We start from the raw sequence: 19,030 nt of genomic DNA, 5'->3' as shown, positions 1-19,030 counted from the left end.
CGGCCTCGGGCGCGTTCGACCCGAAGATGCTGCTCACCTCCTTGCCGGACGCGCTGCGCAAGCTCGACCCGCGGGTGATGGTGCGGAACCCGGTGATGTTCGTGGTCGAGGTCGGGGCGGTCGCGTCCACGATCAAGGCCATCACCGACCCCAGCGTCTTCGTCTGGTGGATCGTGGTTTGGCTGTGGCTGACCGTTGTGTTCGCCAACCTGGCCGAGGCCGTGGCCGAAGGCCGCGGCAAGGCGCAGGCCGAGACGCTGCGGCGGGCGAAGACCGAGACCACCGCACGACGCCTCACCGACACCGGTGAGGAAGAGGTCCCGGCTACCGCGCTGCAACTGGGCGACCGGGTGGTCGTAGAGGCCGGACAGATCATCCCCGGCGACGGCGACGTGATCGAGGGCGTGGCCAGCGTCGACGAGTCCGCCATCACCGGTGAATCAGCGCCGGTGATCCGGGAGTCCGGTGGCGACCGCAGCGCGGTCACCGGCGGCACCAAGGTCCTGTCGGACCGGATCGTCGTGAAGATCACCACCAAGCCCGGTGAGAGCTTCATCGACCGGATGATCGCTCTGGTCGAGGGCGCCTCGCGGCAGAAGACGCCGAACGAGATCGCGCTGAACATCCTGCTCGCCAGCCTCACGATCGTCTTCCTGATCGCGGTGGCGACGCTGCCGACGTTCGCGAACTACGCCAACGTGCACCTGAACATCGTGATCCTGGTGGCTTTGCTGGTCGCCCTGATCCCGACCACCATCGGGGCGCTGCTGTCGGCCATCGGTATCGCCGGCATGGACCGGTTGGTTCAGCGCAACGTGCTGGCCATGTCGGGTCGTGCGGTCGAGGCCGCGGGCGACGTGAACACGCTGCTGCTGGACAAGACCGGAACGATCACGCTGGGCAACCGGCAGGCGTCGGAGTTCATCCCGGTCGCGGGTGTGGCCGACACCGACCTGGCCGACGCGGCTCAGCTGTCCAGCCTGGCCGACGAGACGCCGGAGGGCCGGTCGATCGTCGTCTTGGCGAAGACCGGTTACGGACTGCGCGAGCGGCACACCGGAGAGTTGCCGCATGCAACTTTCGTTGAGTTCACCGCGCAGACCCGGATGAGCGGCGTGGACGTGGACGGCCGGCAGATCCGTAAGGGCGCGGCCGGTGCGGTCAACGCCTGGATCAGCAAGCACGGCGGCGCCACCGACACGAAGCTCGGCGAGATGGTCGACGGCATCTCGGCCTCCGGCGGCACGCCGCTGGTCGTCGCCGAGAGTGTGGACGGGAAGGCCCGTGCGCTCGGCGTCATCCACCTGAAGGACGTGGTCAAGGAAGGCATGCGGGAGCGGTTCGACCAGATGCGCGCGATGGGCATCCGGACCGTGATGATCACCGGTGACAACCAGCTGACCGCGAAGGCGATCGCCGAGGAGGCCGGGGTCGACGACTTCCTGGCCGAGGCGACGCCCGAGGACAAGATGGCGCTGATCAAGAAGGAGCAGGAAGGGGGCCGGCTGGTCGCGATGACCGGTGACGGCACCAACGACGCTCCGGCGCTCGCGCAGGCCGATGTCGGCGTGGCGATGAACTCCGGTACGTCGGCCGCCAAGGAGGCCGGCAACATGGTCGACCTCGACTCCAACCCGACGAAGCTGATCGAGATCGTCGAGATCGGCAAGCAGTTGCTGATCACCCGGGGTTCGCTGACCACGTTCTCGATCGCCAATGACGTGGCGAAGTACTTCGCCATCCTGCCGGCTCTGTTCGCGGCGGCCTACCCGGGTCTGGACAAGCTGAACATCATGGGGCTGCACTCGCCGGAGTCGGCGATCGTGTCCGCAATCGTGTTCAACGCGCTTGTCATCGTGGCGTTGGTGCCGCTTGCCCTGCGGGGTGTGCAGTACAAGCCTTCGTCCGCGTCGGCGATGCTACGGCGCAACCTGCTGATCTACGGCGTCGGCGGTCTGATCACCCCGTTCATCGGCATCAAGCTCCTCGACCTGGTGATCTCGCTGATCCCCGGGCTCCGCTGAAAGGTATATGTTCATGTCAAGTAATCTCCCCGGCTCGGCTCGCCAGTTCGGGGTCGCTATCCGGGTCCTGCTGGTCTTCACCGTTGCCCTCGGCATCGTTTACCCGCTGGCCATGACCGGTGTGGCCCAGGCGCTGTTCCACTCGAACGCGAACGGCTCGATCGTCCAGGTGAACGGCAAGGATGTGGCGTCCGACCTGATCGGTCAGCCCTACACCAAGCAGGCGACCAAGGACGGCAAGCCGGAGGTCGACGCAGACGGCAAGCCGGTGATGGAAGCCGACCCGATGTGGTTCCAGTCCCGGCCGTCCGCGGTCGACTACGACGCGATGGCCAGCTCGGGCTCGAACCTCGGGCCGAACAACCCCGACCTGCTCGCGGCGATCGAGGAGCGGAAGAAGGCCGTCGCCGAGCTCGAGGGTGTCGACCCGTCGCAGGTCCCGCCGGACGCGGTGACGGCCAGCGCCAGCGGTCTGGACCCGCACATCAGCCCGGCGTACGCCGCTCTGCAGGTCAACCGGGTCGCGCGGGAGCGTGGCCTGGACGTGGCCAAGGTCCAGCAACTGGTGAAGGAGAACACGGAGGGTCGCGCCCTAGGCTTCCTGGGTGAGCCCCGCGTCAACGTGGTCAAGCTCAACAACGCCCTCGCGGCGCTGGGCTGAACTGAGAGCATGGGGGTATGAGTAAGAGCGGCCGTGGGCATCTGCGGATCTACCTGGGTGCCGCGCCCGGCGTCGGAAAGACCTACAAGATGCTGGGCGAGGGTCAGCGACGGCTGACCCGGGGCACCGACGTGGTGGTCGGATTCGTGGAGACCCACGGCCGTGAGCACACCGCCGAGATGCTCCAGGGCCTCGAGGTGGTACCCCGCCGGATCCTGGACTACCGCGGCGCGAGCTTCACCGAGATGGACATCGACGCCGTGCTGGCCCGGCGGCCGGAGGTGGCGCTGGTCGACGAACTGGCGCACACCAACGTGCCGGGCAGCCGGAACGAGAAGCGCTGGCAGGACATCGAGGAGCTGCTGTCCGCCGGGATCGACGTGATCTCGGCGGTCAACATCCAGCATCTCGAGTCGATCAACGACGTGGTCGAGAAGATCACCGGCGTACCGCAGCAGGAGACCGTCCCGGACCGCGTGGTCCGGGCCGCCGACCAGATCGAGCTGGTCGACATGACCCCGGAGGCGCTGCGCCGCCGGATGGCCCACGGCAACGTCTACGCGGCGGACAAGATCGATGCTGCCCTGGGCAACTATTTCCGTGTCGGCAACCTGTCCGCCCTGCGCGAACTCGCGTTGCTCTGGCTTGCCGACCGGGTGGACGCCGGCCTGCAGCAGTACCGCGCCCAACACGACATCGACTCGACCTGGGAAGCCAGGGAACGAGTGGTGGTCGCGCTTACGGGCGGCCCCGAAGGCGAGACCCTGATCCGGCGTGCCGCCCGCATCGCCGCCCGCTCTTCCGGCGGGGACCTGCTCGCCGTCCACGTGGCCCGCTCCGACGGTCTGACCGGCGCCGACCCGAAGCGCCTGGCCGAGCAGCGCAATCTGGTCGAAAGCCTCGGTGGGACCTACCACCAGGTGGTCGGTGACGACATCCCGGCCGCGCTGCTGACGTTCGCCCGCGCCGAGAACGCGACCCAGTTGGTCCTCGGTGGCTCGCGAAGATCCCGGCTGTCGTCGCTGCTCACAGGCCCCGGGATCGGGTCAAGCACGATCCGCGATTCCGGTGATATCGACGTCCACATCGTCACCCACGCGCTGATGGGCCGCGGCCGGCTGCCCCGGCTGCGGGGCAGCCTGTCCCGGCGCCGCAAGATCGAGGGTTTCATCCTTGCCGTCGTCCTGCCACCGGTGCTCGCGCTGCTGCTCGGGCTGGGGGGCGACAGCCTCAACCTGACCAGCAACGTGCTGGCATTCCTGCTGGCCGTGGTCGTGGTCGCGCTGGTTGGTGGGCTCTGGCCCGCGTTGCTCACCGCGATCGGTGGCACCGTCGTACTGAACTACTTCTTCACACCGCCGACCCGGACGTTCACCATCGCGGAGCTGAACAATGCGCTCGCCCTGGCGATCTTCGTGCTGGTCGCGGCGATGGTGAGTTCGGTCGTCGACCGGGCGGCCCGTCGGACCAGACAGGCGGCTCGGGCCGCCGCGGAATCCGAGACGCTGGCGACTCTGGCCGGCTCCGTGCTACGTGGCGAGACCGCGCTGCCCGCCCTGCTCGAACGGGTTCGCGAGGCCTTCGGGATGACCGGCGCCTGCTTGATGGAGCGGGTGGACGACGACGAACTGACCGAGGTCTGGCGCCCGCTGGCCTCGGCCGGCACGCTGACGTGCAGCCGGCCGGAGGAAGCCGACGCCGAGGTCCCGGCCCGCGACGACCTCGTCCTGGTTCTGCAGGGACATCAGTTGGCGGCGGACGAGCGCCGGCTGGTCGGCGCGTTCGCCGCGCACGCGGCCGCTCTGGTCGACCGGGCTCGCCTGAGCGAGGCCGCGGCCGAGGCGAAGCCCTTGGCCGAGGCCGACAAGCTGCGGACGGCGCTTCTTCGTGCGGTCAGCCACGATCTCCGGTCCCCGCTGGCGTCGGCCAAGGCGTCGGTGACCAGCCTACGCAGTGACGACGTGGAGTGGAGCGATTCCGAGCGCGAGGAGCTGCTGGAGACGGCGGACGAGTCGCTGGACCGGTTGTCGCGACTCGTGGACAACCTGCTCGACCTCAGTCGCCTGCAGGCCGGGGTCCTGCCCGTCTTCACCCGGCCGATGGCTCTGGACGAGGTCCTGCCCGGTGTCCTTGCCGAGCTGGGTGACGACAGTGACAAGGTCACGGTGGACATCCCGCACACGCTCCCGCTGGTCGAAGCGGACCCGGCGCTCCTGGAGCGCGTGATCGCGAACCTGCTGGCCAACGCGCTTCGCTACTCGCCACCCGGAAGGCCGCCGCTGATCACCGGGAGCGCGCTGGGCGACACCGTCGAGATCCGGGTGATCGACCGTGGACCAGGGATCCCGCGGGAGGACCGGGACCGGGTGTTCGCGCCGTTCCAGCGGCTCGGCGACACCGACAACACCGTCGGCGTCGGCCTCGGGCTGGCGCTGGCCCGGGGCCTGACCGAGGCGATGCACGGCACGCTGCAGCCCGAGGACACCCCGGGCGGCGGGCTCACCATGGTGGTGGCGATGCCAACCGCGACCCTGCCGCCGGCAGACGCGCCGGTGCCGGGCGCTCGCGAACGGTCCGAAGTACCTGAGCCTGAAATGACGCAGTCGGAGGTGCAGGAGTGACCGTGTTGATGCGACGCCTTCGGCGCGGCTGGTCCTGGGGCCTGGCCTCATGACCAGGGTCCTGGTGATCGACGACGAACCGCAGATCGTCCGGGCTTTGCAGATCAACCTGAAGGCGCGCGGGTACGAGGTGCATCTGGCCGGCACCGGTACGTCGGCCCTGAAGGTGGCGGCGCAGCACCCGCCGGAGCTGGTGATCCTCGACCTGGGGTTGCCGGACTTCGACGGTGTCGACGTGATCCGCGGCCTGCGCGGCTGGACCGAGGCGCCGATCCTGGTGCTGTCCGGGCGCACCGACAGCACCGACAAGGTCGAGGCCCTGGACGCCGGCGCGGACGACTACGTGACCAAGCCGTTCGGGATCGACGAGCTGCTGGCGCGGATGCGCGCCGTACTCCGCCGGAGCAACATCGCGCAGGACCAGCCGGTGGTGACGGTCGGCGGCGCCACCGTCGACCTGGCGGCGAAGCGGGTCACGCTCGAGACCGGCGAGGACATCCGCCTTACCCCGACCGAGTGGCACCTGCTCGAGGTCCTGATCCGCCACCCCGGCAAGCTGATGTCGCAACGCCAGCTCCTGACCGAGGTCTGGGGCCCCGGCTACGAAACCGCCAGCGGCAACCTGCGCTTCTACATGGGCCAGCTCCGCCGCAAACTCGAAGAAGACCCAGCCCGCCCCAAGCACCTCCTCACCGAACCAGGCATGGGCTACCGCTTCGAGCCCTGATCCGGGCAGAAGGACAGGAAGTAGTCGGTTCAGCGACCCCTATGCCGGTGGTACTCAGGCGCGCGGTGGGATCTACGTAGACGACTACGTCCTGTTCTTCGGTACGGCGCCAGCCCGTTAGCCCTGGCTGATGGTGACCAGGGTCGGTGCGGGGTCGGCCAGGGCCGGCTCGTTGGCGCGGATGCGGAAGCGGAGGCGGCAGACGATCGCGTTGGTGTCGCGCCGGAGGGCGTGGGCGAGCAGGGCGCCGCGGTGGTTCTGCAGCAAGCGCTGCCACAGGTGCTCGGGTTCGACCTCGGGGATGAGCACGAAGACGGTCTCGATCTCGGTGTGCTTGATGTACCGCACGATCGGGTCGGTCAGCCGGCGGCGGTCGTCGGCCAGCGCGACCAGCGGTACGCCGGGATTCCAGCGCTCCCAGTCCGTGAGCAGCCGGTTGAAGGCGCGTACGTCGTCCGGGTCACTCGCGTTCACCGCGTGAACGGCGACCACGTCGTGCCCGAGTCCGGACGCCACCGAGAGCGCGTCCCGGGTCAGCTTGCTGACGCCGTTCACCGGTACGACGACACGCGACCGGCGGGCCTCAGGACGGTCCGGAACACGGCCGAGCTCGAGTCGCTCACCGATCCGCCGGTAGTTCCGCTGCACGGCCTGCATCACCACCACCAGGACCGGCAGCGCGATCACGATCAGCCACGCGCCGTCGGTGAACTTCGACGCGGTGACCACGACCGCGGCCACTCCGGTGAGGATCGCGCCGAAGCCGTTGAGGGCCAGCTTGAACCGCCACCCGGCCGGCCGCGCGTGCCACCAGTGCCGGACCATGCCGGCCTGCGACAACGTGAACCCGACGAACACCCCGATCGCGAACAGCGGCACCAGCGTGTTCATGTCTCCGCGCGCCCCGATCAGCAGCACCGCCGAGACGAGCGTCAGGAACCCGATCCCGTAGCGGTACACCTGCCGCTGACCCCGCAGCTTGAAGACGTGCGGTACGTAGTGGTCCTTCGCCAGCAACTGCGCGAGCACCGGGAGTCCGCCGTACGACGTGTTGGCTGCCAGGGCCAGCAGGATCACGGTCGAGAACTGCACAACGTAGTACCCGAAACCGTGGCCGAGCGAGGCATCGGCGAGCTGCGACAGGACTGTCACGCCCTCGACCGGCTTGATCTCGAACTTCTTGATCAGCACCGCCAGCCCGATCAGCATCGTCGCCAGCAGAACACCCAGCACGACCTCGGCTCGTTGGGCCCGGATCACGCGCGGCTTGCGGAAGCTCGGTACGGCGTTCGCGATCGCCTCGACCCCGGTCAGTGCCGCGCAACCGTTCGCGAAGGCCTTCAGCAGCAGGAGAATCCCGAGGGCGTGAATCTGACCGGCCTGCTCCGCGCTCGTGGTGGTGACCGCGGCTTCGCCGCGGAGCAGACCGGCCAGAATCACCGTCAGGATGGCCGCGACGAACACGGCCGTGGGCACGATGAACATCCGCGCGCTATGCGCTACGCCCTTCAGATTCACCGCGGTCACCAGGGCGAGCACCGCGAGGGCGATCCACACCCGGTAGCCATACAGCCCAGGTACGGCGGACGCCAGCGCGGCGACCCCGGCTGCGACCGACACCGCGACGTTGAGCACGTAGTCGATCACGAGTGAGGCGCCGGCCACGAGGCTCGCGCGCCGGCCGAGGTACTTCTTCGCCACGCCGTACGAACCGCCGCCATCCGGGAAGGCCGCGATGACCTGCCGATAGGACAACACCAGCACCAGCAGCAGACCCGCGATCGCGAGTGTCACCGGCAGCGTCAGCCCGATCGCACTCGCCCCGCCGAGGGCGAGGACCAGAACGATCGCCTCCGGCCCGTAGGCCACCGAGGCCATCGCGTCCAGCGACAGTGCCGCCAGGCCGCCGATCACACCGAGCCGATGCCGTTCGTCCGCGGAGACACTCACGCCCCCCACTCTCAGGCCCAGGGCCGGCTTCGACACCCGATCCTCACAGCATCCTCATGCCGCGCACGAACTTCAACACGCGCCTCATGCCGGTGTCCGATTCGTTCAAGACGGGCGGTGCGATCTGCGCCAGGGTAGACCCATGGACATCTTCACCGCAGGTCGTGATTTCGTACGGCGGGACGCCCGGCTGCTCGAGAGCCGGCTGTTCGCCACGGTTTTCGAGGACGCCGACCCGCAGGGCGTGGTCGACGCGCTCCGCGGTTATCAGAACGCCGACGGCGGCTTCGGTCACGGCCTGGAGCCGGACAAGCGGTGCCCGGACAGCCTCGCGCTCGACGTGGAGGTCGCGTTCGACACGTTGCTCGCGGCGGGAGCCCGGGACGACCTGATGATCCGCCGGGCCGTCGACTGGCTTGGTCTGACGGCGAATCAGGACGGCGCGGTGTCGCTGTGCGCTCCGGCAGTCGAGGACTATCCCCGCGCCGAGCACATCACCGAATGGACCTACCAGCCCGGCCTCAACCCGACCGCGGGCCTGGTCGGCCGCCTGTACAAACTCGGGTTCGAGCACCCCTGGCGCGAGAAGGCGGGCGCCTGGTGCAGCGCCGAAGTGGCCAAGGGCTTCCCCGAGGACGCTCACGGGATGCGCGAGGTCCTCGAGTTCCTGGAACACACCGACAACGTCGACCTCGATCGCGTCCGCGACTGGCTCCCCAAGCTGCAGTGGTTCCGGGCCGACGCCGCGGACCCGACGTACGGCGTCACCCCGCTGTCCTTCGCCCCCACCCCGGACAGCTTCTGGCGCCCGCTCTTCACCGAGGCCCAACTGGAAGCCCACCTGGACCGCCTGCTCGCCGACCAGCAACCCGACGGCGGCTGGGCCATCACCTGGGAGCCCCCGGGCCCCGCGTCCACCCTCGCGTACCGAGGCATCGTCACCCTCGGTGCACTCCGCACCCTGAAGGCCTACAACCGGCTCTAACTGGACTCGGCGGGATGCTCGACCTGGCGGTCGCCCCATTGGGTCATCAGACCGCGGGCGATCTCCAGGTCCTCCCGCAACGAACGGTCGGCGAGATCACTCGGTAGCGCCGACAGCCCGTCGGCCAGCCACGGGCCGACGGCGGCCGGTGCGAGATCCTCAGGCGTCAACCCGGCCAGGCGAATCGCCCGGACCGCGGTGACCAGCTCACTCGCCAGGACTTCCCGCAACGCGTCCAGGAGCTGAGCCGTCAGTACGGCGGCCTGTGGCGCGAAGCTGGCGTGGTGCTCGGCGCCTCGGGACAGGGTCGCCGTACCGAGCGTGGCCGGCTGGGCGGACGACCGGACCGCGGCCAGCGCGTCGTGGGCGACGTACTCGATCATCATCACGCCGGAGCTCGCCTCGGCCCCGCTGGCCAGGAACCGGCTGAGCCCGGTGAACTCCGGGTCGACCAGGTTCGCGACCCGGGACGTCGACAGGGTCGCGACGCTGTGCAGGCTGAGCCGGAGCGAGTCGAGGGCGAGCGCGATCGGCATCGCGTGCCAGTTGCCGTTGTGCAGCACGGTGTCGCCGGCCACGAGCGGGTTCTCCGCCGAGGCGTTGATGTCGATCCGGATGCTGTTGCCCAGGGCATCCACATGGTCGACGGCCGGGCCGAGCACCTGCGCGAAAGCCCGGAGTCCGAACGGATCCTGGATCCGGGCCGGTGGCAGCGGCAGGTCGTCCAGGAGACCGCGCATCCGGCGTGCGACCCGGACCTGCCCCGGCTGCGGACGAGCCTCGTGCACGCGGACGTCGTACACCTCGGCGTTGCCGCGGAGGGCTACGTGCGAGAGTGCGCCGACGAGCGGTACGACGTTGATCAGTGTGGTGGCCTCGACGTACGCGAGACAGCACTCGGCCAGCGTGATGGCGTTGCTGGAGAGGAGCGGGAGTGCGCTGGTCCCGTCGATGACATCGCCGAGTGCGAGCCCGAGCTCGGCCAGTGGTCCGAGGTCGCCGGTCCCGATCGCGCCGCCGCGGTGCAGGTCGGGCAGCTCGTCATCGTTGAGCAAGGCAACGATCGCGTCGGCGACGGCCGGCTCGAGCCCGGACCCGCCGGCCGCGAGCTGGTTCACCCGGATCAGCAGCCCGAGCCGGACCACGTCCTTCGGGTACGACGTCGTACCAGTGGTGGAATGCGATCCGAGCAACCGGGCGCCGTGCTCGGGATCGGACGTCAGCACGTCGCGGTTGGCGCCGACCCCGGTGGTCCGCCCGTACACCGGCCGGTACCGGGCGACCTCGGCCACCGCGAGGGCCGACTCGTGCATCCGCTTCCGCGCGTCGTCACCCAGCCGCACCGCCGTCCGCCGCTGCCCGAGCGCCACCGCCTCCAGCGGCGTCAACCCACCACCCGTGAGCTCCACCGGTTCCATGCGCACAGTGTGATCCCCGCCACCGTCCGCACCTAGCACCCTCGCCAGTTGACCGTCTCGAATCCGAGATATTCGGCCGCGGTGTGCAGGTCGACAGGAGGTCATCGGCCCGACGGCACCCCGCCACGCTCAGGCCGCTCCTCGGCGGGCGCTTTCCAAGGGACACGTCCTGTCCAGCTGCACACATCGCCCAACAGAAAGCCCGCCGCCTCGGTCGAGGCGACGGGCTGGAAAAGACCAGGGGTTACTTCTGGCCGTAGCGCTTCTTGAACTTCTCCACGCGGCCCTGGGTGTCCATCACGCGCTGCTGGCCCGTGTAGAACGGGTGGCTGGCGGACGAGATCTCGACGTCGACGACCGGGTAGGTGTTCCCGTCGTGCCACTCGATGGTCTCGTTGCTCTCGCGCGTCGACCCGGTGAGGAAGCTGAAGTTGCCGGACTTGTCCCGGAAGACGACCCGGCGGTAGTCGGGGTGAATGGCGTTCTTCATGCTGCGGTACTTCCTTCCAAGTAGGGGGCGAACGGATCGGTCAGGGGGTGGACCGCTTCATCCGCACGAAGGACACAACCATCCAGGCGCTCCCGTAATTCCCGGACGTCCAGGCCGACCCCGGTGACGGACAGGTACGACGCGCGATCGCCGTACTCGGGGTGCCACTCGAGGGCCGAGCGGGCTTGATGCTGCTGCCCGACCGTGGACCAGCGGTCGGCCGGCAGATCGGCCAGCCACGGACCGAGGACGCCGAGCGCGATGTTGGTGCCGAAGCTGTCCCAGCTGAGCCGGTTGCGGTGCTGGGTCGCGATCCACAGCGTCCCCCGGCCGCGCGCCGTACCCGCGACCAGATCCTCCAACGCGTCGTACAGCCGCTCGGGGTGGAACGGCCGGTCCGACTGCCAGACGAGCGTCCGCACCGGCCCGTCGTCCTGCGGAGCCGTGATCGACCCCGGCTCGGTCGCGTCCGGAGCTTGCAGGCGTACGCCGAGGAGCCCGGCCGGCGTGGTCCGGACGAGCAGCTGCGGATTGATCGCCCGGACGAGTGCGCGGACGGTGTCGTCGTCGCTGCTGAGGACGGCCGCGTTCGCGTACTCCAGTTGGCGCGCGACCACCTCGGCGATGGCCCGGCCGTCCTCGGCGGCAGTCGGAACACCACGATCCTGGATCAACTGGTCGCCGGTCAGGTCGTCGATGACGCTGCCCGTGTCGACCGTCGTGACAACCGCATCCACCCGGAGCTCCCCGGCGCCGTCCCGGGCGATCTCCTCGGCCAGGGCCTGGGTGTCTCCGGCGGACGGCAGGTCCACGATCGCGACGTCGTACTGCTCGACGGCTGCGATGCTCAGCAGCAACTCGACCAGCGAGCCGCGCATCGCGCAGGAGGCGCACGGGTGGGCCATCCGGATCACCTCGCGATCGATGACGCCGGTGGCGGTACGGGCAATCCGTACGACGGAGCCCTCGGTCAGCCCGCTGACGTCGTACTCGATCAGGACGCCGGCCGGTCCGGCGGAGGCCAGGGTGTTCCCCGCGACCGCGCCACGGAACTCCTGGTCGACACCCGTCAGCAAGGTCACCGGCAGCATCCGCACTCCCGCCTTACTGAAAACGATAACCAATACAAGGTACCCTCCGAACCGGAATAGCCGCCACCCCACCGGTGTTCTGCTCAGTGTGGGTCACCCGCCAGGTGATCCAGGAAAGGACAGTATGGCCAAGCGCAACGACCTCCGCCCGATCGTGAAGCTCCGCAGCACGGCTGGTACCGGCTTCACCTATGTAACGCGCAAGAACCGGCGGAACAATCCCGACCGGCTCGTGATGCGCAAGTACGACCCGTCGGTCCGCCAGCACGTCGACTTCCGCGAAGAGCGGTAAGCCTGCGTGGCGAAGACCAGCAAGATCGTCAAGAACGACCAGCGCAAGCGGATCGTCGCTCTGTACGCCGACCGCCGCGCGGAGCTGAAGCGGATCATCGCGGACCCGCAGTCGACCTTCGAGGCCCGCGGTGATGCGCAGCTGAAGCTGCAGAAGCTCCCGCGCGACGCCAGTCCGATCCGGATCCGCAACCGCGACGCCGCCGACGGCCGCCCCCGCGGCTACCTCCGCAAGGCCGGCATCTCCCGCATCCGCTTCCGCACCATGGCCCACCGAGGCGAAGTCCCCGGCATCACCAAGTCTTCCTGGTAACACCCCGATGACTCCCCCGAAGCCCACCCGGCCTCGGGGGAGTCGTCGTACGCGCGGTTCAGCCGTGGAGGCGGCGGGTCAGGGCTGTGGCGGCTTGGCGGATGCGGTGGGCCAGGAGGTGGCGATCGGGCGGGGGTACGGCGTCGGTGCGGAAAGTGACGCTGATGGCGGCGGCCGGGTGGCCGGCGTGGTCGAGGGCAGCGCTGGCGACGGACGCGACGCCGGGGGTGATGAAGGAGTCCTCGACCGCGAAACCCTGGCGTTTCTCGTCCGCCAGCAGGCGGCGGAGCTGGGTGAGGGTCTGCGGTCCGTAGTCGGTGCGTCGTACGAAGCTCTCCGGGGTGGGGAAGAGCGCGCGGACCTGGGCCGGTGGGAGCTCGGCCAGGAGCGCCCGGCCGGAGGCGGTGAGGGTGGCGGGGAGTCGTACGCCGACGTCGGTGACCAGCGTGACCGGGCGAGGCGGCTGCTCTTTCAGCAGATAGACGAGCTCACGACCATGCAATACGCCGAGGTGCGCGGTGTGTCCGACCTCCGCGACCAGCTGGACGAGCAACGGCCGCGCCAGCCGCTCGAGCGGGTCGTGCCGCAGATAGGCGGAACCGATCTCGAACGCGGCCACCCCCAACCCGTACCGCTTCTCCTCGGGCAGGTGGACGACGAAGCCCTCGTCGATCATTGCCCGCAGCAAGTGGTACGTCGACGAGCGCGGCAGGCCGACCGCGGACGCGATGCGCTCCATCGGTACCGGTCCGGGCTGCGTGGCCAGGAACGTCAGCACCCGCAGAGTGCGGGTCGAGGCGGGAACGTTGCCGCTCACAACGGCAGGGTAACCGCCCAGGTCTCAGATTCCGGACGATTGCCGCTTCTTGGCGCGGCCCCGCTTCAACCAGAGCCGCAGACACTCGCCCGCCGCGGCCAGTGCGAACAGCCCGCCCGCGACGCCCCAGTCGAAATAGTCGTCGCCGGACACCAGCGAACCGACGACCAGGGACAGGACGCCGAAGAACACCAGCGTCAGCGCGAACCGGATCACAGCGCCTTCTCCGCGGTCCAGGCGCCCGACGACACGCGGTACCCGAGCCACTCGTTCACCGCGAGCATCGGCGCGTTCCCAGCGTCGTTCCCGGTGGATGCGATGCGGAACCCGGCATCCCGGGCCCGCGCCAGCGCGTGCGACTTCACCACCTTCGCCAGCCCACGTCCACGGGCCGACGGGATCGTCCCCGTCAGATTCGACCAGATCATGCTTCGCTCCGGGTCTGCAGTCGTCGTCACAAAGGACAACACGGTGTCGCCGTCGACCACCGCGATACTGAGATCGCGCCGCAGGTCCGGATGGTTCCAATAACTTTCCAGCCACTCGTCGTACGCCGGACCGCCCGAAAGACCACTGGGGTCGTCGTCGCGCACGGCGGCCTCGGCCAAGTAGAGCTGGCGCGGATCCACCTGCTCGTAGTCGACAATGCGAAGCCCGGACGGTGCCGCGACCGGCTCGCGGGCCGCGCTCAGCTCAGCCGTCGAATGGCTCATCCGGCGGCCGATGACGAAGCCACGCCGGGTCGCGAATCCCTTCGACTCGTCGTCATCGCCGACCACGACCAGCAATCGTGCTGCGCCGGCTTCGGCGGCGCCCGCAGTGACCTGCTCGAGCAGCGCGCTCCCGATCCCGAGCCGCCGCGAGCCGGGCGCCACGTGGACGGTGATCCGTACGCGCGGTGCCTGCTCCGTCGGGTCGGGCAGATAGATGTTCGCGTAGCCGACCACCTCCGGGCCGTCGACCGCGACCAGGACGACGCGGCTCTTCGCACGGCGAAGTCCGGCTTCGACACCGCGGGCCGTCATCACCAGTTGCGGCATCGTGACAGCCCAGAGCCGGGCGATTCCGGCCGCGTCCTCCGGGGCCGCCGTCCGGATCTCGAACACCATTCCTGAACTCTAAGGCGGCTGAGGGTTCACAGATGTCTCAGATCCGAGACAGAAAGTGCACGGCGCTGCTGTCGGTTTGCGGGTGCCGCGCGGTGCAATGTTCGAGTGGAAGAGACCAGCAAGGTAACCGTCGGCGTCGGGCCGTTGACACCGGCCGACGTGGTCGCGGTGGCACGGCACGGAGCCCGGGTGGAGATCGACGACCAGGCCCTCGAGGAGATCGCGAAGTCACGCGCCGCGATCGAGGCCCTGGCCCACGCGGACACCCCGCACTACGGGGTCTCGACCGGCTTCGGCGCGCTCGCGACCCGGCACATCGCGCCCGAGCTGCGCGCCCAGTTGCAGCGCAGCCTGGTCCGGTCGCACGCGGCCGGCTCCGGCCCCGAGGTGGAGACAGAAGTTGTACGGGCGCTCGCCCTGCTGCGACTGTCGACCCTCGCCACCGGCCGCACCGGCGTGAAGGTCGAGACCGCCCAGGCGTACGCCGGTCTGCTCAACGCGCACCTGACTCCGGTGGTCCACGAATACGGCAGCCTCGGCTGCTCCGGCGACCTCGCACCGCTGGCCCACGTCGCGCTCGCCGTGATGGGCGAAGGCCCCGTGAGAGATGCCGAGGGCAACCTTCTCGACGCCCGCGACGCGCTGCCCGCCCACGGACTGGCCCCGGTCGTTCTGGCCGAGAAGGAAGGCCTCGCGCTGATCAACGGCACCGACGGCATGCTTGGCATGCTGGTGCTAGCGCTGGCCGACCTCGACCGTCTCTTCAAGACCGCCGACATCGCCGCCGCGATGAGCGTCGAAGGACAGCTCGCCACCGACCGGGTGTTCGCCGCGGACCTGCAGGCCCTGCGTCCGCAGCCCGGCCAGGCCCTCGCCGCCGCCAACCTGCGCGCGATCCTCGCCGACAGCGCGATCGTCGCCAGCCATCGCGGCCCGGACTGCAACCGCGTCCAGGACGCCTACTCCTTGCGCTGCTCTCCGCAGGTGCACGGCGCCGCGCGCGACACCGCCGCCCACGCGGCCACGGTCGCGGGATATGAGTTGGCCGCCGCGATCGACAACCCGGTCGTCCTCCCCGACGGACGGGTCGAGTCCAACGGCAACTTCCATGGCGCCCCGGTCGGCTACGTGCTCGACTTCCTCGCGATCGCCGTGGCGGATGTGGCCAGCATCAGCGAACGCCGTACCGACCGCTTCCTAGACGTCGCGCGCAACCACGGGCTGAACGCCTTCCTGGCCGACGATCCCGGTGTCGACAGCGGTCACATGATCGCGCAGTACACGCAGGCCGCGATCGTGTCCGAGCTGAAGCGGCTCGCCGTACCGGCCAGTGTGGACTCGATCCCGAGCAGCGCGATGCAGGAGGACCACGTCTCGATGGGCTGGTCGGCCGCCCGCAAGCTGCGCAAGTCGATCGACGGGCTCCAGCGGGTGCTCGCGATCGAGATCCTGACCGCCGCGCGGGCGCTGGACCTGCGCGCGCCACTGACCCCGGCGCCGGCCACGGCCGCCGTCCGGGCCGTCCTCCGGGAGTACGTCGAGGGGCCGGGCACCGACCGGCATCTCGCCCCCGAGCTCGAGCACTCCGTCCGGCTTGTTGCCGACGGCACCTACCTGTCCGCAGCCGAGGCCGTCACCGGCCCACTGTCCTAGAAAGGCTGGATCACCCATGTCCGGACCTCGTCCTGTCCGCGCGCCCCGCGGTACCACCCTCACCGCCCGCGGTTGGCAGCAGGAAGCCGCGTTGCGGATGCTGCAGAACAACCTCGACCCCGAGGTCGCCGAGCACCCCGACGAACTGGTCGTGTACGGCGGTTCCGGCAAGGCGGCCCGGGACTGGAACTCGTTCGACGCGATGGTCCGGACGCTGACCACGCTGAAGGACGACGAGACGATGCTGGTGCAGTCCGGTAAGCCGGTCGGCGTCATGCAGACCCACGAGTGGGCGCCGCGCGTACTGATCGCCAACTCGAACCTGGTCGGCGACTGGGCCACCTGGGAGGAGTTCCGCAAACTCGAGGCGATGGGCTTGACCATGTACGGCCAGATGACGGCCGGCTCGTGGATCTACATCGGCACGCAGGGCATCCTGCAGGGCACGTACGAGACGTTCGGCGCGGTCGCGGAGAAGAAGTTCGGCGGTTCGCTGGCGGGCACCATCACGCTCACCGCGGGCCTCGGTGGCATGGGCGGCGCGCAGCCGCTGGCCGTCACGATGAACGACGGCGTCGCGATCTGCATCGACGTCGACTCCAGCCGGATCGACCGCCGGATCGAGCACCGGTATCTCGATGTCCGCGCCAAGTCACTGGACGACGCGCTGCGGCTGGCCGAGGAGGCCAAGAAGGCGCGGCGGCCGCTGTCGATCGGTGTCCTGGGCAACGCCGCGGTCATCGTGCCGGAGCTGCTGCAGCTGGGCGCGCCGATCGATATCGTCACCGACCAGACTTCCGCGCACGACCCGCTGATGTACCTGCCGGTGGGCATCGACTTCGACGACTGGACCACCGCCCGCGAGAAGGACCCGGCCGGCTTCACCGAGCGCGCGCGGGCCTCGATGGCCCGGCACGTCGCCGCGATGGTCGGCTTCCAGGACGCGGGGGCCGAGGTGTTCGACTACGGCAACTCGATCCGCGACGAGGCCCGCAAGGCCGGGTACTCCCGTGCGTTCGAGTTCCCCGGCTTCGTGCCGGCGTACATCCGGCCCTTGTTCTGTGAGGGAAAGGGCCCGTTCCGGTGGGCCGCGCTGTCCGGCAACCCGGCCGACATCGCGAAGACGGACCAGGCGATCCTGGACCTGTTCCCGGACAACGAGCACCTGCGGCGCTGGATCACGCTGGCCGGCGAGCGGGTCGCGTTCCAGGGGCTGCCGGCAAGGATCTGCTGGCTGGGCCAGGGCGAGCGGGACAAGGCCGGGGTGCGGTTCAACGACATGGTCGCCTCCGGTGAGCTCGAGGCGCCGATCGTGATCGGCCGGGACCACCTGGACACCGGCAGTGTCGCGTCGCCGTACCGGGAGACCGAAGGCATGCTGGACGGCTCGGACGCGATCGCGGACTGGCCGTTGCTGAACGCAATGGTGAACGTGGCCAGCGGCGCGTCCTGGGTGTCGATCCACCACGGCGGCGGCGTCGGCATCGGCCGGTCCATCCACGCCGGCCAGGTATCGGTTGCCGATGGCACCGATCTGGCCCGGCGGAAGCTGGAGCGGGTCCTCACCAACGACCCGGCGATGGGTGTCATCCGGCACGTCGACGCCGGCTACGACAAGGCAGTAGAGGTCGCCGACGAACGAGGGGTCCGGATCCCGATGCGGGAGAGCTGACTCCCCTGATCGGGGCGGAGCGACGGGGCTGGAGATAGCACAGTGCGACCGTGGCAATGCCTACCGCTATGGTGCACTTTCTCGGGGATCGAGAAACCGTGCGATCACGTGGCATCGGTCTCGCGGTCCGCTAGGGTCGATCGGGCGACCGACGACGAGCGCGAAGGGGCGCAATGATCGAGTTCGAGGACGTCACCAAGCGGTATCCGGACGGCACCGTCGCCGTCGACACCCTGTCCCTGCGGATCCCGAGCAACCAGATCACCGTGTTCGTCGGGCCGTCCGGCTGCGGCAAGACCACGTCCCTGCGGATGATCAACCGCACGATCGAACGCACCAGCGGCCGCATCTCGATCGACGGCGAGGACATCAACAGCAAGGACCCTGTCACGCTGCGGCGCGGCATCGGGTATGTGATCCAGCACGCCGGCCTGTTCCCGCACAAGACGGTGGTCGACAACGTCGCCACCGTGCCGAAGCTGCTCGGCTGGGACAAGCGCCGGACCCGCGACACCGCGATGGAGCTGCTCGAGCGCGTCGGTCTGGATCTCAAGCTGGCCGAGCGGTATCCGGCCCAGCTGTCGGGTGGCCAGCAGCAACGAGTCGGCGTCGCCCGTGCCCTGGCGGCCGATCCGGCCATCATGCTGATGGATGAGCCGTTCAGTGCTGTCGACCCGATCGTGCGGCACCAGTTGCAGGAAGAGCTGCTCCGGCTGCAGCGCGACATCGGCAAGACCATCGTGTTCGTCACCCACGACATCGACGAGGCGATCAAGCTCGGCGACAACGTCGCCGTACTGAAGGTCGGCGGCAAGCTGGCCCAGTTCGCCCCGCCCGCGGAGCTGCTGGCCAACCCGGTCGACGACTTCGTCCGTGGGTTCGTCGGACAGGATCGTGGTTACCGGGCCCTCACGTTCGTGCATCCCGACGAGTTGCCGGTCAAACCGTTGCCACCTGAGCTCGCGCTGAAGGACGGCGTACCGGTCGGCTGGCGCAACGGCAGCGCGGAGACGTTGCTGCCGGTCGGCGCGGTCTTCAAGCGAGGTGACTCGCTCCGCGCCGCCCTCGACTCCGTCCTGACCTCCCCGAGCGGGTTGGGCGTCTGCGTCGACGACGAAGGCCGTGCCATCGGAGTCGTAGACCAGGGGACCGTCGCAGAGGCGTTGCGGTCATGACTGTGCACATGGCCGCGCCTCCGGCGCGGCGGT

At 69.3% G+C, this 19,030-nt stretch carries 17 protein-coding genes; 10 read left to right on the top strand and 7 right to left on the bottom strand.

What is annotated here, in order from left to right:
• The first annotated feature begins 26 nt into the window (after positions 1–26).
• The 4 genes from kdpB to OG555_RS11410 are packed head-to-tail and all read left to right on the top strand — an operon-like array spanning position 27 to position 6,033.
• Positions 27–2,024 (top strand): potassium-transporting ATPase subunit KdpB, encoded by a 1,998-nt coding sequence (gene kdpB / locus OG555_RS11425; protein WP_329484801.1) that lies wholly within the window; start codon positions 27–29, stop codon positions 2,022–2,024.
• Positions 2,025–2,037: 13 nt separating this feature from the next.
• A complete protein-coding gene (kdpC, locus tag OG555_RS11420) occupies positions 2,038–2,685 on the top strand; it encodes a K(+)-transporting ATPase subunit C (RefSeq protein ID WP_329482796.1) in 648 nt (215 codons plus the stop codon).
• A gap of 47 nt (positions 2,686–2,732) precedes the next feature.
• On the top strand, positions 2,733–5,306 hold the full coding sequence (locus OG555_RS11415) for a sensor histidine kinase (RefSeq protein WP_329484800.1): 2,574 nt from the start codon (positions 2,733–2,735) through the stop codon (positions 5,304–5,306).
• A 49-nt stretch (positions 5,307–5,355) separates the two neighbouring features.
• A complete protein-coding gene (locus tag OG555_RS11410) occupies positions 5,356–6,033 on the top strand; it encodes a response regulator (RefSeq protein WP_328524523.1) in 678 nt (225 codons plus the stop codon).
• A 117-nt stretch (positions 6,034–6,150) separates the two neighbouring features.
• Here OG555_RS11410 and OG555_RS11405 read toward each other — a convergent pair whose 3' ends face one another.
• Positions 6,151–7,983, bottom strand: a complete 1,833-nt coding sequence (locus tag OG555_RS11405) for an APC family permease (RefSeq protein WP_329482795.1) — start codon at positions 7,981–7,983, stop codon at positions 6,151–6,153.
• Between the two features lie 142 nt (positions 7,984–8,125).
• Here OG555_RS11405 and OG555_RS11400 point away from each other — a divergent pair, with 142 nt between their 5' ends.
• A complete protein-coding gene (locus OG555_RS11400) occupies positions 8,126–8,968 on the top strand; it encodes a hypothetical protein (RefSeq protein WP_329482794.1) in 843 nt (280 codons plus the stop codon).
• Here OG555_RS11400 and OG555_RS11395 read toward each other — a convergent pair.
• From OG555_RS11395 to OG555_RS11385, 3 genes are all read right to left on the bottom strand, one after another.
• The gene (locus OG555_RS11395) at positions 8,965–10,386 is read right to left on the bottom strand and encodes an aromatic amino acid lyase (RefSeq protein WP_329482793.1); all 1,422 of its coding nucleotides are present in this window, start codon (positions 10,384–10,386) and stop codon (positions 8,965–8,967) included. The two genes, OG555_RS11400 and OG555_RS11395, sit on opposite strands and share 4 nt — an antisense overlap.
• 244 nt (positions 10,387–10,630) lie before the next feature.
• The gene (locus OG555_RS11390; protein ID WP_328524519.1) at positions 10,631–10,876 is read right to left on the bottom strand and encodes a type B 50S ribosomal protein L31; all 246 of its coding nucleotides are present in this window, start codon (positions 10,874–10,876) and stop codon (positions 10,631–10,633) included.
• Positions 10,873–11,967, bottom strand: a complete 1,095-nt coding sequence (locus OG555_RS11385) for a CobW family GTP-binding protein (protein ID WP_329482792.1) — start codon at positions 11,965–11,967, stop codon at positions 10,873–10,875. Before OG555_RS11385 ends, OG555_RS11390 begins: the two co-directional genes overlap by 4 nt.
• A gap of 124 nt (positions 11,968–12,091) precedes the next feature.
• Here OG555_RS11385 and rpmG point away from each other — a divergent pair, with 124 nt between their 5' ends.
• Positions 12,092–12,259 (top strand): 50S ribosomal protein L33, encoded by a 168-nt coding sequence (gene rpmG, locus OG555_RS11380; RefSeq protein ID WP_328524517.1) that lies wholly within the window; start codon positions 12,092–12,094, stop codon positions 12,257–12,259.
• Between the two features lie 6 nt (positions 12,260–12,265).
• Positions 12,266–12,571, top strand: a complete 306-nt coding sequence (gene rpsN / locus OG555_RS11375; RefSeq protein ID WP_329482791.1) for a 30S ribosomal protein S14 — start codon at positions 12,266–12,268, stop codon at positions 12,569–12,571.
• 58 nt (positions 12,572–12,629) lie between these two features.
• Here rpsN and OG555_RS11370 read toward each other — a convergent pair whose 3' ends face one another.
• Genes OG555_RS11370 through OG555_RS11360 form a run of 3 tightly spaced genes read right to left on the bottom strand, consistent with a single transcriptional unit; the run spans position 12,630 to position 14,497 of the window.
• Positions 12,630–13,388: an IclR family transcriptional regulator gene (locus OG555_RS11370; RefSeq protein WP_329482790.1), complete on the bottom strand. Its 759-nt coding sequence runs from the start codon at positions 13,386–13,388 to the stop codon at positions 12,630–12,632.
• Between the two features lie 24 nt (positions 13,389–13,412).
• Entirely contained in the window at positions 13,413–13,604 is a 192-nt protein-coding gene (locus tag OG555_RS11365) for a hypothetical protein (RefSeq protein ID WP_329482789.1), read from the bottom strand.
• The gene (locus tag OG555_RS11360; protein ID WP_329482788.1) at positions 13,601–14,497 is read right to left on the bottom strand and encodes a GNAT family N-acetyltransferase; all 897 of its coding nucleotides are present in this window, start codon (positions 14,495–14,497) and stop codon (positions 13,601–13,603) included. Before OG555_RS11360 ends, OG555_RS11365 begins: the two co-directional genes overlap by 4 nt.
• A gap of 105 nt (positions 14,498–14,602) precedes the next feature.
• Here OG555_RS11360 and hutH point away from each other — a divergent pair, with 105 nt between their 5' ends.
• From hutH to OG555_RS11345, 3 genes are all read left to right on the top strand, one after another.
• Positions 14,603–16,150, top strand: a complete 1,548-nt coding sequence (gene hutH / locus OG555_RS11355) for a histidine ammonia-lyase (protein ID WP_329482787.1) — start codon at positions 14,603–14,605, stop codon at positions 16,148–16,150.
• Between the two features lie 16 nt (positions 16,151–16,166).
• Positions 16,167–17,822, top strand: a complete 1,656-nt coding sequence (hutU, locus tag OG555_RS11350; RefSeq protein WP_329482786.1) for a urocanate hydratase — start codon at positions 16,167–16,169, stop codon at positions 17,820–17,822.
• Between the two features lie 173 nt (positions 17,823–17,995).
• Positions 17,996–18,997 carry an ABC transporter ATP-binding protein gene (locus OG555_RS11345; protein WP_329482785.1) on the top strand — a complete coding sequence of 334 codons (1,002 nt, stop codon included), beginning with the start codon at positions 17,996–17,998 and terminating at the stop codon, positions 18,995–18,997.
• The last annotated feature ends 33 nt before the right edge of the window (positions 18,998–19,030 follow it).

This window comes from Kribbella sp. NBC_01484 (genome assembly GCF_036227145.1).
Classification (GTDB): domain Bacteria; phylum Actinomycetota; class Actinomycetes; order Propionibacteriales; family Kribbellaceae; genus Kribbella.
The sequence above is the reverse complement of the archived record's forward strand: the minus strand, read 5'-3'. Positions and strand labels throughout refer to the sequence as shown.